17 protein-coding genes are annotated in these 16,990 nt (G+C 63.8%); 8 read left to right on the top strand and 9 right to left on the bottom strand.

All coding sequences use genetic code 11. The annotated features are described in order from the left end of the window. Positions 1-185 (top strand): aminotransferase class V-fold PLP-dependent enzyme (locus CCR94_RS10675; RefSeq protein ID WP_146089956.1); only part of this gene is annotated, 185 nt, incomplete at its 5' end. A gap of 312 nt (positions 186-497) precedes the next feature. Here the strand turns inward: CCR94_RS10675 and CCR94_RS10680 are convergent. Continuing rightward, entirely contained in the window at positions 498-980 is a 483-nt protein-coding gene (locus CCR94_RS10680) for an Lrp/AsnC family transcriptional regulator (protein WP_206605819.1), read from the bottom strand. A 148-nt stretch (positions 981-1,128) separates the two neighbouring features. Here CCR94_RS10680 and CCR94_RS10685 point away from each other — a divergent pair, with 148 nt between their 5' ends. Together CCR94_RS10685 and CCR94_RS10690 are read left to right on the top strand one after the other, a co-directional pair. After that, positions 1,129-2,499, top strand: coding sequence for a pyridoxal-phosphate dependent enzyme (locus tag CCR94_RS10685; protein WP_104507884.1), 1,371 nt, complete (start codon positions 1,129-1,131; stop codon positions 2,497-2,499). A 2-nt stretch (positions 2,500-2,501) separates the two neighbouring features. Beyond that, positions 2,502-3,680 (top strand): cystathionine gamma-synthase, encoded by a 1,179-nt coding sequence (locus tag CCR94_RS10690; RefSeq protein ID WP_104507837.1) that lies wholly within the window; start codon positions 2,502-2,504, stop codon positions 3,678-3,680. A gap of 94 nt (positions 3,681-3,774) precedes the next feature. On the opposite strand, the gene CCR94_RS10695 is transcribed toward CCR94_RS10690, so the two are convergent. Further along, positions 3,775-5,109 carry an OmpP1/FadL family transporter gene (locus CCR94_RS10695; protein ID WP_104507838.1) on the bottom strand — a complete coding sequence of 445 codons (1,335 nt, stop codon included), beginning with the start codon at positions 5,107-5,109 and terminating at the stop codon, positions 3,775-3,777. A 248-nt stretch (positions 5,110-5,357) separates the two neighbouring features. Here CCR94_RS10695 and CCR94_RS10700 point away from each other — a divergent pair, with 248 nt between their 5' ends. Together CCR94_RS10700 and CCR94_RS10705 are read left to right on the top strand one after the other, a co-directional pair. Next, positions 5,358-5,789 (top strand): hypothetical protein, encoded by a 432-nt coding sequence (locus CCR94_RS10700; RefSeq protein WP_104507839.1) that lies wholly within the window; start codon positions 5,358-5,360, stop codon positions 5,787-5,789. Positions 5,790-6,151: 362 nt separating this feature from the next. Continuing rightward, complete coding sequence (locus CCR94_RS10705; protein WP_104507885.1) at positions 6,152-7,459, top strand: O-acetylhomoserine aminocarboxypropyltransferase/cysteine synthase family protein; 1,308 nt, start codon at positions 6,152-6,154, stop codon at positions 7,457-7,459. Positions 7,460-7,625: 166 nt separating this feature from the next. On the opposite strand, the gene CCR94_RS10710 is transcribed toward CCR94_RS10705, so the two are convergent. Both CCR94_RS10710 and msrA read right to left on the bottom strand, forming a co-directional pair. Next, entirely contained in the window at positions 7,626-8,180 is a 555-nt protein-coding gene (locus tag CCR94_RS10710; protein WP_104507840.1) for a TIGR00645 family protein, read from the bottom strand. Between the two features lie 89 nt (positions 8,181-8,269). After that, positions 8,270-8,917 (bottom strand): peptide-methionine (S)-S-oxide reductase MsrA, encoded by a 648-nt coding sequence (gene msrA, locus CCR94_RS10715; RefSeq protein WP_104507841.1) that lies wholly within the window; start codon positions 8,915-8,917, stop codon positions 8,270-8,272. Between the two features lie 66 nt (positions 8,918-8,983). Between msrA and CCR94_RS10720 the strand changes: the two genes are divergently transcribed. From CCR94_RS10720 to CCR94_RS10730, 3 genes are all read left to right on the top strand, one after another. Continuing rightward, positions 8,984-9,898, top strand: coding sequence for a LysR family transcriptional regulator (locus CCR94_RS10720; RefSeq protein ID WP_244594029.1), 915 nt, complete (start codon positions 8,984-8,986; stop codon positions 9,896-9,898). A gap of 3 nt (positions 9,899-9,901) precedes the next feature. After that, positions 9,902-10,528 (top strand): Crp/Fnr family transcriptional regulator, encoded by a 627-nt coding sequence (locus tag CCR94_RS10725; protein ID WP_104507843.1) that lies wholly within the window; start codon positions 9,902-9,904, stop codon positions 10,526-10,528. Between the two features lie 83 nt (positions 10,529-10,611). After that, complete coding sequence (locus CCR94_RS10730) at positions 10,612-10,800, top strand: YgaP family membrane protein (RefSeq protein WP_104507844.1); 189 nt, start codon at positions 10,612-10,614, stop codon at positions 10,798-10,800. Positions 10,801-10,820: 20 nt separating this feature from the next. On the opposite strand, the gene CCR94_RS10735 is transcribed toward CCR94_RS10730, so the two are convergent. The 5 genes from CCR94_RS10735 to obgE form a co-directional block, all read right to left on the bottom strand. Beyond that, the gene (locus tag CCR94_RS10735) at positions 10,821-11,432 is read right to left on the bottom strand and encodes a nicotinate-nucleotide adenylyltransferase (RefSeq protein ID WP_104507845.1); all 612 of its coding nucleotides are present in this window, start codon (positions 11,430-11,432) and stop codon (positions 10,821-10,823) included. Continuing rightward, a complete protein-coding gene (locus CCR94_RS10740) occupies positions 11,433-12,725 on the bottom strand; it encodes a glutamate-5-semialdehyde dehydrogenase (RefSeq protein WP_104507846.1) in 1,293 nt (430 codons plus the stop codon). It abuts the gene before it with no gap. Positions 12,726-12,794: 69 nt separating this feature from the next. Then, positions 12,795-14,237, bottom strand: coding sequence for a TadE/TadG family type IV pilus assembly protein (locus CCR94_RS10745; protein WP_104507847.1), 1,443 nt, complete (start codon positions 14,235-14,237; stop codon positions 12,795-12,797). A 286-nt stretch (positions 14,238-14,523) separates the two neighbouring features. Continuing rightward, entirely contained in the window at positions 14,524-15,669 is a 1,146-nt protein-coding gene (proB, locus tag CCR94_RS10750) for a glutamate 5-kinase (protein ID WP_104507848.1), read from the bottom strand. A gap of 93 nt (positions 15,670-15,762) precedes the next feature. After that, a complete protein-coding gene (gene obgE, locus CCR94_RS10755) occupies positions 15,763-16,833 on the bottom strand; it encodes a GTPase ObgE (RefSeq protein ID WP_104507849.1) in 1,071 nt (356 codons plus the stop codon). Positions 16,834-16,990: the final 157 nt, after the last annotated feature.

Here is a 16,990-nt window from a genome sequence, read left to right on the forward strand (position 1 = left end):
CGGTGGAAGTCGGCAAGGCGCTCGACGCCGAGGGGATCGCGGTGCGCTCGGGCCACCATTGCGCCCAGCCCATCCTGCGCCGCTTCGGCCTGGAGGCCACAGTGCGGCCCTCGCTCGCCTTCTACAACACCTGCGAGGATGTCGATCTGATGGTCGATGTGCTGCACGGGTTGCGGCGGAAATAAGACAAAGGCCGTTTGTTTCCGATTGATCGGAAGCAAACGGTCTTTCCTGTGAGCAAGGGCCGACTATGCGGCCTGTCGCAAGGCGACGGACCCGGTGGCTCGCCGGCTGAATGCTTCGGAGGCCGTGGCGGAAACAGAGAAAACCCTGAACAAGATCGCCGCCGCAATTGCCGGCAGTCCGAGCAGGTCAAATCGTCGATCCTGGTCACCGTGCGTTCGTGTCTATTATGATGGTAATTTGACCCACCAAATAGGCTTAAATCACCATTGGTGAGTTGCGCCTCGATCGTTCGCCTGCGTCGCCGCGCGCCTTCACGTGGTCAAATGGTCGAGCGTCAGCGGCGACGAATGTTTGACCGCGCGGAGAACGAAGCTGCTGCGCACATCCTTGATTTCGTCGAACTTCAGAAGTTTGCCAACCAGGAAGCGCTCGTAGGCCTGCAAATCCTCCACCACCACCTCCAGCAGATAATCGGTCTCGCCGGAGACGAGACAGCAGGAGACGACCTCCGGCAAAGCCTTGAATGCCTGCTGAATCGCCGTGGTCTGCTCCTCGCGATGCACCGCGATGGAGACGCCGACCATGACCTTGAGACCCAGCCCGATCTTCATCGGATCCAGATCGGCGCGATAGCCGCGGATCACGCCCTGCTTTTCCAACGCCTTCACCCGTCGCAGACAGGGCGTTGGCGACAACCCGATGCGGTCGGCGAGTTCGGCGTTGGTGAGACGGCCGTCGCCTTGCAGTTCGGCGAGGATGTGGCGGTCGAATTCGTCCAATCGGATTTTTGGCACGATATGCTCGAATGTGTTTGTCTATAGGGTTTATCTACTAATACCATGGCTCAAGCGCGCCCAATTCGCAAGGACATGCTGCGCCGGATCGTGCCAAATTCCGCGCGTAACGGGCGCGACGCCGCTCGTCCTCTGAGTAGGAATGATCATGAGCAACACTTCCCGTCCGGCCGTGCTTGGGCTGATCGGCAACACGCCGCTGATTGAAGCCACCCGCCTCGATACAGGGCCGTGCCAACTCTTCCTGAAACTCGAATCTCAAAATCCCGCCGGCTCGATCAAGGATCGCGTCGGATTGTGGATGATCGAGGCGGCCGAGCGCGACGGTCGGTTGACGCCGGGCGCGACCATCGTGGAGGCGACGGCGGGCAATACCGGACTGGGCCTCGCCCTGATCGCGCGCGCCAAGGGCTATCGCATCATCCTGGTCGTCCCCGACAAGATGGCGGCCGAAAAAGTCCTGCAACTGAAGGCGCTGGGCGCGGTCGTGCATGTCGTCCGCTCGGATGTCGGCAAGGGCCATCCCGACTATTACCAGGATTTCGCCGCGCGGATCGCCTCGGAAACCGGCGCCTATTTCGTCAACCAGTTCAACAATCCGGCCAATCCCGCCGCGCATGAGGAATCCACCGGCCCGGAGATCTGGGGCCAGATGAATCACGACGTGGACGCCATCGTGTGCGGCGTCGGCTCCGGCGGCACCCTGACCGGCCTGACCCGCTTCTTCCGCCGCGCCAGTCCGGCGACGCAATTCGTGCTGGCCGATCCCCAGGGCTCGATTCTCGCCGAATATGTCCGAACCGGCAAAATCGGAACCGCCGGCTCCTGGATGGTGGAGGGGATCGGCGAGGATTTCATTCCGCCCATCGCCGATCTCAGCGGCGTCACGACAGCCTATGAAATCCCCGACGCCGAAAGTTTCAACGCCGCGCGCGACCTGCTGCGCGTCGAGGGCGTCCACGGCGGCTCGTCCACCGGCACATTGCTCGCCGCCGCGCTGCGCTACTGCCGGGAGCAGACGACGCCGAAACGCGTGGTCACGCTCGTGTGCGACACCGGCACCCGTTATCTTTCAAAAGTCTATAACGACAACTGGATGGTCGACCAGGGGCTGTTGCCGCGCCACTTTTTCGGCGATCTGCGCGATCTGATCGCCCGGCGCTTCGACGAAGGCGGCATCATCAGCGTCGCGCCTTCCGATCCGCTGCAAACCGCCTTCGTGCGCATGCGCTACGCCGAAGTGTCGCAACTGCCGGTGATCGACGGCGGCCGCATCGTCGGCCTGCTCGACGAATCCGACATTTTGGCGCGGGTGCGCGCCAATCCTTCGAATTTTTCCACGCCGTCGTCCGACGCCATGTCGACGCATCTGGAAATCCTGTCGCCCCATGCCGATATCGGCGCCTTGCAGGACGTGCTCGACCGCGGCCTTGTCGCCATCATCGCCGAGGGCGATGCATTCTTCGGGCTGATTACACGCTTCGATCTGCTCAACCATCTGCGCAAGAAGGTCGCCTGATCATGAATATTTCTTCAAAGATCCAGCAGGGATTCGGCACGCGGGTCATTCACGCCGGCCAGGCGCCCGATCCCTCCACCGGCGCGATCATGCCGCCGATCTACGCCAATTCCACCTTTGCGCAGGAAAGCCCCGGCGTCCACAAGGGGCTGGATTACGGCCGGTCGCACAATCCAACCCGCTGGGCGCTGGAGCGCTGCCTCGCCGATCTGGAGGGCGCCTCCAAGGGGTTCGCCTTCGCCTCGGGACTGGCTGCGATCGCCGCCGTGCTCGAACTGTTGCAACCGGGCGATCATCTGATCGCCGGCGACGATCTCTACGGTGGGACCTATCGCCTGCTGGAGCGGGTGCGCGTCCGCAGCGCGGGCCTGAATGTCAGCTATGTCGATCTGACCTCGCCTGACGCCCTGCGCGCCGCCCTGCGCCCGAACACGCGCATGGTGATGGCGGAAACGCCGACCAATCCGCTGCTGCGGCTGGTCGATCTGGCGGCCGTGGCGCAGATTTGCGCTGACGCCGGCGTCATCGCCGTCGCCGACAATACGTTCGCCACGCCCTGGGCGCAGCGGCCGCTGGAGCTTGGCTTCGACATTGTCGTGCATTCCACCACCAAATATCTCAATGGCCATTCCGACGTCATCGGCGGCGCGGTCCTTGTCGGCGACCCCGAACTCGCGGAAAAGGTCGGGTTCCTGCAAAACGCTGTCGGCGCCATCGCCGGCCCGTTCGACGCCTTTCTCACCCTTCGCGGCGTGAAGACACTGGACGTGCGCATGCGCCGGCACTGCGACAATGCGCTCGCTCTGGCGTCCTGGCTGGAAACCCACCCAAAAGTCCGGCGCGTGATCTATCCGGGCCTGCCGTCGCATCCGCAGCATGAACTGGCCAAGCGGCAGATGCGGGCAGGCGGCGGCATGATTTCGGTCGATCTCGCCACCGATCTCGCCGGCGCCCGGCTCTTTCTCGAATCGTGCCGTATTTTCACTTTGGCCGAGAGCCTCGGCGGCGTCGAGAGCCTGATCGAGCATCCCGCGCTCATGACCCACGCCACCATCCCACCGGAGCGGCGCGCCGAGGCCGGAATCACCGACTCGTTGGTGCGGCTTTCGGTCGGCATTGAAGACCCGCAGGACTTGATCGCCGATCTCGCCGCCGCGCTCGCGCGGATCGATCAGGTCTGACGCGGGCGTTCGGTGCGGGCGTTGGTCGCGCGTCGATCGGGGAGGGGGCGCTGATCCGGCCGCCCCCGCCTTGCCGCTCCTTGAGACCGCCGCGTCAATATTTGGCGATGACCGTGGATTGCGTCGGCTCGAAGCGATAGGTGTAGCCGAGCGTCACCTGCAATTGCGACATGGAAATATTGACGTTCGAGGCGGGATTGTAGACCCCGCCGAATGGCGGCGGCAGGTATTCCTGGCCGCTGACGCCGGCGTGCGGCGCATAGACCAAAGCGAAATCGACCGAGGAGGCCGGCGTGACGCGGTAGCTGAAGCCGCCGGAGACATGATCGGTGATGACCGCGGGCGCGAGGATGTTGAACATCACATTGGCCGAGGTGATCGGCTGCGTGTTGTGCGCGTAGCCGGCGCGCAGGGTCAGCTTGTTGCTGGGGCGCCACTCCACGCCCAGAGCGACGACATCGATGTCGCGCCAGCCGAAACCGGAACCGCCGGAGGTTCCGAGCAAGCCGATCCCGATCGGCGCCATGGCGTTGCCGACAGAGTTCACCGAGGAATAGAAGATATGCTTGTAATCGACCAGCACGGCGAGGGTCGGTAGAATTTTATACGCGAGTCCGGCGCCGACCACGGCGGGAACGTCGAAATTGCCGCCATCGGCGAACAGGCCGGTGTAGCCGGACAAGGACGTGGTCCAGATCGGCGTGGCGCCGGTCACGGCGATGTTGAACTGTTCATTGACCTTGTAGAGCGCGCCGACGCGCAGGCCCGCGCCGACCGACCAGGACGGGCCGCGATCGGTCAGGGCCGCGCCATTGGACGAATAGGGCGTGAAAGCGGAAAGCCCATAGGCCGAGAACGCCTGCACGGCGACCACAGGCGCGACGCCCAGCGAGAGATTGCCGAAACGCTGGGCGTAGCCGAGCGAAATCAGGCCCTGGTTGAGATCGACGCCGGCGCGGCCGCCGCAGAACACGCCCTGGCGAGCGCTGCCGAGCAGCGCGCAGGCGGCATGGGCGATGTTGCCGGAATAACTGGTGTCCATGCCGCCATTGGCGACCACCGAAACGCCGATCGCCCGGTCGGCGTCGAGCGGACGCGAATAGCCGAAGGAGGGAATGGCGAAAATATCGCGCGAACTGCTGTAAGACCCCGGGGCGACCAGGACCGTCCCGCTGGCGTTGACCCGCCGGTTGGGATTGAACAGCGAGACGCCGCCGGTCAGCTGGTGGCCGACATCGACGAGGCCCGCCGGATTGTTGGCGTTGGTGAGCGCATCGTCCGGCAGGGCCGAGCCGGCGCCGCCGAGCGCCTGTTCGCGCGCCGACACGCCCTGGACGAAATAGCCCTCGGTCGCCCGCGCGTCTCCGACCGCCAACAGCGCGAAAATGGCGCTTCCCGCGAGAAGCGTCGAACGAAACTTGTACGTCATGCTGGCCCCCCGGCGACGAATTCGTGACGAATTCGCCATTGATAGGCTACTTATTATATAAACTAAATGAATTTTAGGCGCTCGCGCCGCCTTACGTTGCGACTGTGACGCATTTCCCACAGCGCGGCCGCCGCCGACCCTGAGCGCAATTCGGTTGAAAGGCGCGGTGGCGATCATGGCGCAATTCAACAGTTGATGTTATTCTTGTTGTTCGATAGATTATATATTCTATGTGGATGGAAACGACGATGCGTCTGAATTCCTTCATTAAAATGAGTTGTCTCGGCCCGGCCGTTCATGCGCTTCCCGTGGAGGCCGCTCCAAGCGTCTTCCCCGTCGGCTTGACCATTTCCGATCTCACCGAAGCGTCTAACGCCCCTATTGTCCTTGGCGCTTTCGATGGCGAAAGCCATCTGGCCGAGATCGGCGGTCGCGTCTTTTTGTTCACGTCCAAGGGCGAGATCGTCCGGGAATATCTAAACCCCTGTTTCGGCGACACGGAATTTCGCAATGGCAAGCGCGCCCGAGGCAATTGGGTTTCTCGCGCGCAGCCTGTTCCCGCCGACCGGCTGCCCGTGAGGGGGCCGCCGGCGCCAAAATCCGTCCCCGAGAAATCCGTACCCGAGAAATCCGTACCCAAGACCGATCTGAGCCAATTTCGTACGCCGGAGGCAAACTGATGAATGACGCAGGCAGGTTCTCGAGACCCGCTTCGACCACTGCATGGGCAAGGTTCTTGGCCCATCTCAAGGGTATTTTCGGGGCAGAGGAAACCCCGCCTGCGGTCGCGGAAGCGGTCCCGGTCCCGGCCAGCGCGGAGACGCCTCCGCGCGCGGCGGTCGCGGAAGCGGCCCCGCCTCTGGCCAGCGTGGAGACGCCTCCGCTCGCAGCGGTCGTGGAAGCGGCTCCGCCCCCGGCCAGCGCGAAGGCGCCCCACCTCGCGGCGGTCGCCGAAACGCCGCCGCCCACGCCGATCCTGCCCGAACGCGATCCAAATGATGAATCCGCGACCAATGACAATCACCAGGAAAAGGAAGACACTGTGGCCCTGAAACCCGAAACCCTCGCCCTGCACGCCGGCTGGCGCGCCGATCCCACCACCGGCTCGGTGGCGGTGCCGATCCATCAGACGACGTCCTACCAGTTCAACAATACCGAACACGCCGCCAATCTGTTCGCCCTGCGCGAACTCGGGAACATCTACACAAGGATCAACAATCCGACGAACGACGTGCTGGAGAAGCGCGTCGCGGCGCTCGAAGGCGGCGTGGCGGCGCTCGCCGTCGCCTCGGGACAGGCGGCTTCCGCCTATTCTCTCCAAAATCTCGCCCGCGCCGGCGACAATGTGGTGTCCTCCACCGATCTCTATGGCGGCACCTGGAACCTGTTCGCCAACACGCTGAAGGATCAGGGCATCGAGGTGCGCTTCGTCGATCCGTCCGACCCGGAAAATTTCCGCCGCGCCACCGATGACCGCACCCGCGCCTATTATGCCGAAACCCTGCCGAACCCGAAGCTGATCGCGTTTCCGATCGCCGAGGTCGCCGCGATCGGCCGCGAATTCGGCATACCGCTGATCATCGACAACACCGCCGCGCCGCTGCTGGCGCGCCCATTCGATCATGGCGCGGCCATCGTGGTCTATTCCGCCACCAAATATCTCGGGGGGCATGGCACCTCGATCGGCGGCCTGATCATCGACGGCGGCAATTTCGACTGGGAGAAACATGCGGCGCGCCAGCCGGCGCTGAACACGCCCGACCCGTCCTATCATGGCGCGGTCTGGACGCAGGCGGTCAAGCCGATCGGCCCGGTCGCCTATATCATCAAGGCGCGCACGACGCTGTTGCGCGATATTGGCGCGGCGCTGTCGCCGTTCAACGCCTTCCTGCTGATCCAGGGGCTGGAAACCCTTCCGCTGCGCATCGAGCGCCATGTGCGCAACGCGCAGGCCGTGGCCGATTATCTCGCCACGCGCAAGGAGGTGACGAAAGTCATCCATCCGTCGCAACAGAAGGGCGAGGCGCGGGCGCGAGCGGAAAAATACCTGACCGGCGGCTTTGGCGGCCTGGTCGGGTTCGAACTGGCTGGCGGCCACGACGCCGGACGGCGCTTCATCGACGGGCTGGAACTGCTCTATCACGTCGCCAATATCGGCGACGCCCGCAGCCTCGCCATCCATCCGGCCTCGACCACCCATTCGCAATTGTCGACGGAAGATCAGCTCGCGACGGGCGTGTCGGATGGCTATGTCCGGCTCTCGGTCGGGCTCGAACATATCGACGACATTCTCGAGGATCTCGACCGTGGTTTCGCCGCGGCGGCCCAACTTCGCGCCGCCGCCGAGTAACGCTTGCGGCTTCCTGCATCCGCGCGGAATTCCAAGGAATTCCGCGCGGGTTTCGCGCCTTGTGAAGGAGCTGTGCGCGACGGCACGACCGCGCCCGTTCTGTCCGAGGGCAAGACCGACACCGGGCGATGTTGGATCTCAAGCCTCCGGCTCTGTCGGGAGAGAGTTAATGCTTGTCTTCGTGGCTGGAAATCCGGTCCATCAGCGCCAGCAGAACCGCCGAGACCACGAAGGACAAATGGATGCCCACGTTCCAGGCGATTTCCTGATTGCTGCGATTCTGCATGTCGAGCATCACACGCAGGGTCTGGATCGCGGAAATGGCCACGATGGATGACATCAGCTTCAACTTGAGCCCGTTGAAATCGATGCTGCGCATCCATTCCGGCCAGGAGGCCTGGGCGGCGACGGCATGGGCGGCGGCTTCGTCCGATTCCCCGGCCCGGTCGATGCGCGAGACGAAATTCTCGTAGCCCGAGAAGATCACCAGCACCACCAGGGCGCCGCAGAAACTCAGGTCGATCAGGCTGAGCGAATCCAGCACGACCGAGGTTTCCGAGGCGACCAACACCGTCCCCATGAGATGGAGCACATGCTGGCACGCCTTGATCAGCAGCGCCACCAGACAAAGGATCAGCGCGAGAAAAAACGGCGCCAACAGCCAGCGGCTGGCGAACAACACGCCTTCCAGCGCGCCTTCGACCTTCTTGCCAAAACTCATGTCGCGGCTCCAGAAAATTCAAGAAAGATGCGTGGCGCCCACGCGCCGCGCGGAATTCGCGCGGCGGGCTGATTTGATCGGATTCGGACTCAGGTCTCAAGCCCAATCGGGCAGGAAACGCCGCTGCCGCCCAGTCCGCAATAGCCGCCGGGATTCTTGGCGAGATATTGCTGATGGTGGTTTTCGGCGAAATAGAACGGTCCCGCCAGGGCGATTTCGGTGGTGATCGGTCCATGGCCGTGGGCCGACAGCGCCGCCTGATAGGCGGTTTTCGAGGCCTCCGCCGCGCCGCGCCGCGCCGCGTTCATGGTGTAGATCGCCGAGCGATATTGCGTGCCGATGTCATTGCCTTGCCGCATGCCTTGGGTTGGATCGTGCGATTCCCAAAAAATCCGCAGCAGTTTTTCCAGCGAAACCCTGGCGGGATCGTAAACGACCAGGACAACCTCCGCATGGCCGGTCAGGCCGGAGCAGACTTCCTCATAGGTCGGATTGGCCGTGACGCCGCCGGCATAGCCGACCGCCGTAACGTAAACCCCGTCGGTCTGCCAGAATTTTCGCTCCGCACCCCAAAAACAGCCCATGCCGAACTGAATGGTCTCGAAACCATCGGGATAGGGCGGCGCCAGAGCGACGCCCGTGACGAAATGAACCTTGCCGGGGTCGATCTCATGGCGCCGTCCAGGCAAGGCCTCGGTGGGGCTCGGTAATCTCAGCTTTTTTCCAAAGCCAAACATGGACGCACTCCTCCTTCTAGCGTAAACGGGACTGCATGGAACGCATGACTCCCATGCCAATGATACATGGCGACGGATTCATGGCGGGACGAGGACCCGATGGACTGGGACAAGCTACGCATTTTTCACGCCGCAGCCTCGGCCGGTTCTTTCACCCACGCCGGCGAAGCGCTGCACCTGAGCCAGTCCGCCGTCAGTCGGCAGGTCAGCGCTCTCGAATACGAGCTCAGGACCACATTGTTTCACCGCCACGCGCGCGGGCTTCTGCTTACCGAGCAGGGCGAGTTGCTGTTTCGCACTGTACAGGAAGTGCTCGCCAAGCTGGAAGGCGTGCGCGTCAGACTTTCGGACGCGCGCGAAAAACCGCGCGGCGAATTGCGCGTCACCGCCAATACCGGTTTTGGCGCCTCCTGGCTGGCCCCGCGCCTCGCCGAATTCCGTGAGCTTTATCCCGACATCACCGTCACCGTGATTCTCACCGACGATGAACTCGATCTCACCATGCGCGAGGCCGATGTCGCCCTGCGCCTGCGCGAACCGACCCAGAGCGAGCTGATCCGCCGCAAACTTTTCTCGCTGACCTATTCGGCCTATGCGTCGCGGGCCTATATTCAACGCCATGGTCCGCCGCGCAGCGCGGCGGACCTCGACGCTCACCGCATTCTCGCCTTCGGCGTGTCCGGCGCGCCCTATCTCAACAATCTCAATCTGCTGCTTTATGCCGGACGCGACGCGAAAAATCCGCGCGAGCCGGCGATCTCCATCAACAACCTGTTCGCGGTGCGCCAGGCGGTGGAGCGCGGCGCGGGAATCGCCGTGTTGCCCGACTATGTCATCGATTCCACCTCCCCGCTGACCCGGCTCGACCTGCATCTGGACATGCCGGTGTTCGACTGCTGGCTGGCCTATCCCGCCGAAATGAAGAATGTCGCGCGCATCCAGGCGTTTCGCGATTTTCTCGTCGCCAACGCCGCCGTCTGAGCCATGGAAGGCCTGCTCGATCCCGTTGCGCGTGAAAATCTGTCACGCCTGCCCGAGCTGAAGATTCCCCGGGGCAAGACCCTGTTTTCGGCGGGATCGCCATGCCAGGGTTTTGTGCTGCTGCGCGAAGGGTCCGTTCGGGTGAGCGTGACCGGAGAGAACGGCCGGCGCCTCGTGCTCTACCGCGTCGCGCCCGGCGAGACCTGCGTTCAAACCACGCTGTGCCTGATGGGCGGCCTCGATTATTCCGCCGAGGGCGTCGCCGAAACCGACCTGCGACTGGTGATCGTTCCGCCGGCCCTGTTCAAGCGATTGCTCCGCGAATCCGGCGATTTCGCCCAATTCGTGTTCGAGCGTTTCGGCGCGCGGCTCGCGGAAATGACACGTCTGGTCGAGAGCATCGCCTTCTTGCGGGTGGATGCGCGACTGGCTTCGGCGGTGCTGGCGCGGGCGGGCGCGCTTTCCTGTTTCGAGGCGACCCACCAGGATCTCGCGGAGGACATCGGCGCCGTGCGCGAAGTGGTCAGCCGGCAACTGGCCCTGTTCCAGCGCGCCGGGTTGGTGCGGCTGGCGCGCGGCCATATCGAGATCGGCGACCGCGCCGGCCTGGAAGATTTGGCCAATGCGTGACTGAAGTCACCGACCCGCCGCCGCCAACGGGCTAATCCGACTCCTGGCCAACCGGACTGTTGGCCACAAACAGGAGACGCGCCATGACCAAGAATATCGGCGGCATCGACCGCATTTTGCGCATCGTCATCGGCCTCGCGCTGATTTCGCTGGTTTTCATCGGACCGCACACGGCCTGGGGCTGGGTCGGCCTCGCGCCGCTGCTGACCGGCCTGATCCGCTTGTGTCCGCTCTATACCCTGCTCGGCGTCAACACCTGCAAGAAGGCGTGAACGGACGCCCTTCGTTCCGATCAAGATGCGTGATCGGCAGAGCGATCCCGCCGCCGCAATTGCGTGGACGACAGCGGCGAGCGCGGTCCATGCAGCAGCACCAGGGCGGGCGGGCGGCGGTTGCACAGCGTCGCCGCGCGCGCCTCCGGCAGGCGCGCGCGAGAAAACCAGCCGGCCACGCCGCCAAACGCGGCGCCATGGGTCGAACCCGGCCGGTCCACCACCAGAATGGGCAGGGCCTTGGCGATATCGCGCCAGCGTCGCCAGCGGTGAAAGCCGGCGAGATTGTCGGCGCCCATCACCCACACGAATTTTACGCCGGGAGCGCGGCGCAGCAGAAATTCGACGGTCTGCCAGGAATAGCGGACGCGAAGAGGGGTCTCGAAATCGGTCACTCTTATGCGCGGGTGACGGAAGAACGTCTTCGCCCTGGCGAAACGCTCCGCAGAGGACGGCAATTGCGCCGGGTCTTTCAGCGGATTTCCCGGCGTCACCATCACCCACAGCGCATCCAGGCCGGCGCGGCGCAGCGCCGTCAGGGCGACGAGACGGTGGCCCTCGTGCGGCGGATTGAACGAGCCTCCGAACAGGCCGATCCTCATGCCCGGCGCGTACGGCGGCAGGCGGATCATCTAGGCTCTCGTCTGGCCGTCGCCATGCACGACATATTTGAACGAGGTGAGTTGCGCCACGCCCACCGGGCCGCGGGCGTGCATCCGGCCCGTCGCAATCCCGATCTCCGCGCCAAAGCCGAATTCGCCGCCATCGGCGAACTGGGTCGAGGCGTTGTGGATGACGATGGCCGAATCGACCTCGCGCTGGAATTTGTCGGCCGTGGCCTGGTTTTCGGTGACGATGCCATCGGTGTGGTGCGAACCGTAGGTCTCGACATGGTCGATGGCGCCCTCAACCCCGTCCACCAGTTTCACCGAAATGATGGCGTCGAGATATTCGGTGGACCAGTCCTGTTCGCTGGCCGGTTTTACGCGTTGGTCAACCGCCTGCGTCGCCGCGTCGCCGCGCACTTCGCAGCGGGCGTCGAGCAGGAGTTTGACCAGCGGCGCCAGAAATTTTTCCGCCCCGGCGCGGTCGACGAGCAGGGTTTCGGTGGCGCCGCAGACGCCGGTGCGGCGCAGTTTCGAGTTGAGCAGGATTTTCTCGGCCTTGGCGAGATCGGCCTCCGCATCGACATAGAGATGCACGATGCCTTCGAGATGCGCGAACACCGGCACGCGCGCTTCCGCTTGCACCCGCTCCACCAGGCTTTTGCCGCCGCGCGGCACGATCACGTCGATGGCGCCGCCAAGCCCTGTGAGCATGGCGCCCACCGCCGCGCGGTCGCGGGTGGGAATCAGCACGATGCAATCCTCCGGCAGGCCGGCGGCGCGCAAGCCCTCGACCAGACAGGCGTGGATCAATCGCGCGGAAAAAAAGCTTTCCGAACCCGCGCGCAAAATCGCGGCATTGCCGGCTTTCAGGCACAGAGCGCCGGCGTCGGCGGTGACATTGGGCCGGCTTTCGAAGATCACGCCGATCACGCCGAGCGGGGTGGAAACGCGCTCGATGCGCAGGCCGTTGGGGCGCCGAAACGTTTCCAGCACACGCCCAACGGGATCGGGCAAGGCGGCGATGTCCTCAAGGCTTTGCGCCATCGACGCGATGCGCTTGTCGTCGAGCAGCAGCCGGTCGAGCAACGCCGGCCCGAGAGCCTTCCCCCGCGCGGCGGCCATGTCCTGCGCATTGGCTTCGTGCAAATCGTTTTTCCGCGCGCGCAAAATTTTGGCGGCGGCGTTGAGCGCCCGGTTCTTCTGCTCCGGCGGCGCCAGCGCCAGCACACGCGACGCGCGACGCGCGCGGCGGCCGAGGTCGAGCAGTTGCTTTTCCAGTTCGGCGGAGTCGCCGTTAACGCCTTGCAGGCTTTCCATCGCCAGATTCCATTCGCGGTCGGGACGCCTGTTTAACAGACCTTCGCCCTGACCCGCAAACGCCGCGCCTCATTTCGTCAGGCGGACCCGCGCGGGCGCGATCGAGAGCGCGACGGAGGCGCTGGCGGTCAGAATGTCCGCCGTATAATTGCTCGCGTAGTAATCGGATGCCGCACTGGCGCAGGCGAGCATGGCGGTGTTGTTGTTGGCGCTCAGCGAATTGCTGATGTAGCTGAAGCGCTGCACGTCGCCTGAACTAAGATTAAGGCCGGAGATGGTCGACGAGGAGGGGATGAGATAATTCACCTGCCAGGAGATCATTCGATAGCCCTTGTTCTTGATCGGCGTGCAGGCGCTGTAATCGAACCCTTCCTCGATCGGGTTGCCTCCGAAATTGGTGAAGGTCTTGGAGGGCGAAAAGGAGATCCAGTTCGGATCCTGCTTCACGGTTGTGGCGGTGGCGGAGGAATTCGCAAAATATTCATAGGTCGAATCCTGCACCGCGTCGGTGGCCACGATCACCACGCCCTTGCGGTTCGACGCGCTGGCGCCCGTTCCCGCCGTCGCCAGCAGCGCGTTGAGTTGTCTCAGACTGTAGCTGACGTTCGTGCCGCCCTGGCCTGCGATCGCCGGCGAAGTCCAGCTCTTGCCGCCGACACTGGCGAGATGGACATTGGCCAGGTCGCTGATCGCGCCGGATATATTGGTGTCGAGCGCATGGATCGTGGTCAGGCTGTTGCTCATCGTATAGAGGGCGACGCGGTAAGTTGAGTTGGCGTTGCCGATCTTGATCTGGTTGAGAATGTTGCTCACCGCCTGAATCACCGAATCGATGCGCAAGGTGGCGTGGGCGGCGTGGGCGGTGGCGACATTGTCCACGTCGCCATAGATGTCGGTGTAGTGGCAGGCCACGACGCAACCGATCGTGTTCTGCATCAATTGCTGGTCGGCGATGGTCGCGCCAATGCCCATCGAGGTGGAATTGTCGATGACGATGTGGACGTCGGTATAGCCCGCGCCGCTGGCGTTCGAATCGCCCAGGGCGAAGGTGGCGGCCACCGAACCCGACAACGGGATGGAGCTAACGCTCTTGAGCAGACCGAACGGCGCGGACATCAGGGAGGTCCGGTAAGAGCCGGTGAAAGACACAGTCGCGGTATAGCCGCTGGCGTTCTGCGCTATCGACACGGTCGGCGTCGCGGAGACGCTGGAATCGCCGCTGGAGATCGCCCTGAAAGCGTTGGACCCGGCCGTGACGGCGTCGCTCTTCCAACTGGCCTTGCTGGCCGCCAACTCCTGCTGCGCCACCGCGGCCGCCGTCAGCGCCGCGGAATCGGCCGCAACGCGCATCGCGGAATTTGCGCTCAACGCCCGGCTGTAGTCCACCGTCAGGGCGACCATGGCCATCAATGGAATGAGGCTCAGCGCGAAAAACAGCCCGACGTTTCCGTCTATGTCCTTACGCAAATCCCGGAACCGCCGCGCGGCCGCAGGCAAGTTCGCTTCAGGCATTTTGCTCGTCTCCTCAGCCGGCTATCCCACTACAGCCCGTCGTTGCGCGTCGCGCCAAGGATAAACGACTTTGAGGAAGCAGATATAAAAACGGCTCTGTAAGTTATGTTTAATATATTTAACCTTAGCGCGCCGCACTCAGCGGGCAATGGCCAATGTAGCATTCAATAAATCAAGAAACGATGAAGAATACCGTTGCGTTATTTCTGTTGGTTATCGAGGTCTTTCCGAAATCAGCGAGATCATACCAAATCCGCATGATCCAATTTTGATTCCGTAGTCCGTGTCAGTGTTCGGACACGAGCGACAAGTCGCCCGCCAGCACGAGGTCGTCGCGGTGGATCATTTCAGTGCGGCCCTCGACGCCCAAAACCTCGGCGATGTGGCGGGAATTGCGGCCGATCACTTTTCGCGCCATGCCGACATCGTAGCCGACCAGCCCGCGCCCGATCTCGCCGCCATGCAGGTCGCGCACGATGACGCTGTCGCCCCGACAAAAATCGCCCTCGACCGCCGTCACCCCCGCCGGCAGCAGGCTCGCGCCCGAAGCCAGCGCCCGGGCGGCGCCGTCGTCGATCGTGACCACGCCCTGCGGCGCCAGCGAGCCGGCGATCCATTTTTTCCGCGCGGTGACCGGAGTCGAGGGGGTGAGGAACCAGGTGCAGGGATCGCCTTGCAGGATCCGGCCCACCGGATTGGACGGACGGCCATCGGCGATCACCATATGGGCGCCGCCGGATGTGGCGATTTTCGCCGCTTCGATCTTGGTCCGCATGCCGCCCCGCGACAGTTCGGAGGCCGCGCCGCCCGCCATGGCCTCGATCTCCGCCGAGATGCGCGGCACGACCGGGATGAGTTGCGCATCGGGGTTGTTGGCCGGCGGGGCGTCATAAAGCCCGGTAATGTCCGACAACAGGATCAGCAGATCGGCGGAGGCCATGGTCGCCACCCGCGCCGCGAGGCGATCGTTGTCGCCATAGCGGATTTCGCCGGTCGCCACCGTGTCGTTCTCGTTGATAACGGGCGCCGCGCGTAAAACCAGCAGGCGCGACAGGGTTTCGCGGGCGTTGAGATAGCGCCGGCGCTCCTCGGTGTCCTGCCATGTCACCAGAATCTGGCCGGCGACAATGCCGCGCTCGGCGAAGGCCTCGGCCCAGATGCGCGACAAGGCGATCTGCCCGACCGAGGCCGCCGCCTGGCTGTCCTCCAGTCTCAGCGCGCCGTGCGGCAGTCCCAGCACGGAACGGCCGAGCGCAATGGCGCCGGAGGACACCACGAGAATGTCGGTTCCGCCTCGATGCAGGCCCGCGAGATCGTCCGCCAGTCCGTGCAGCCAGTCGCGCCGCGCCGCGCCGCGCTTGCTGTCCACCAGCAGCGACGAGCCGACCTTTACGACAATGCGTTTGAAATCGTGGAGACTGGGCAGGAACATTGTTCTTCTCGAGATCGCGCTCGATGCTTGTCGCCGACGCCCGAGCCTTGCTACCGCTTTAGACTTTGTCGCCCGTCACGGCAATCATTCGCGTCACGGCCGCCAGTCCGGCGCGGGCGCAGCCTCCGCCTCTTCGCGGCGCTTCTCATCGACAAACGCCAGCACCGCGCGCAAAACCTCGGCGACGCCTTCGCCGGCCACCGCCGAAATTTTCAGCGGCGCGCGCGGCTTTTCGCCCTCGGCCAGTTCCGGTCCGGCGCTCTTGATGGCGCGCTTCAGCCGCTCAATTTGTGTCTTCAGCGTTTCCGCATCGAGCGCGTCGATCTTGGTCAGCGCCACCACTTCCGGCTTGTCGGCGAGGCCATTGCCATAGGCTTCCAACTCGCCGCGCACGGTTTTATACGCCTTGCCGGCGTGTTCGCCGGCGCCGTCCACCAGATGCAGCAGCACGCCGGTGCGCTCGATATGACCGAGAAAACGGTCGCCGAGGCCCAACCCCTCATGCGCGCCCTCGATCAGGCCGGGAATATCGGCCATCACGAATTCGCGTTCGTCGCAATTGACCACGCCGAGATTGGGGTGGAGCGTGGTGAAGGGATAATCCGCGATTTTTGGCCGCGCCGCCGAGACCGCGGCCAGGAACGTGCTCTTGCCGGCGTTGGGCAGGCCGACCAGGCCTGCATCGGCGATCAGCTTCAGCCGCAAAATGATCGTGAGTTCCTGGCCGTCCTGGCCGGGATTGGCGCGACGCGGGGCGCGATTGATCGAACTGGTGAAATGCAGATTGCCAAAACCGCCATTGCCGCCCTTGCAGATCACCACGCGCTGGCCGACCTCGGTGAGATCGGCGATCAGGGTCTCGCCGTCCTCCTCAAAGATCTGGGTGCCTTCCGGCACTTTCAGCACCGCGTCGGCGCCGCGCCCGCCGGCGCGGTTCTTGCCCATGCCGTGCATGCCGGTCTTGGCCTTGAAGTGCTGCTGGAAGCGGTAGTCGATCAGCGTGTTGAGGCCGGCGACGCATTCGGCCACGACATCGCCGCCGCGTCCGCCGTCACCACCGTCGGGACCGCCGAATTCGATGAATTTCTCGCGCCGGAACGAGACGCAGCCCGCCCCGCCATCGCCGGAGCGAACATAGATTTTGGCCTGGTCAAGAAATTTCATTGTTATTGGTCCTGGTCAGGCTCTTTTTTTCTGTTTTTACGCGTTTTCTTAACGCGATCCGGCCGGCGTCGCGTGAAGACGCTCTAGGGTATTGTTTTAACGCATTTTCTTAACGCGAACCGGTGTCCACTTCGCTTGGAAATGCTTTAGCCCAAGG

This window comes from Rhodoblastus sphagnicola (assembly GCF_002937075.1).
Classification (GTDB): Bacteria; Pseudomonadota; Alphaproteobacteria; order Rhizobiales; family Beijerinckiaceae; genus Rhodoblastus; species Rhodoblastus sphagnicola.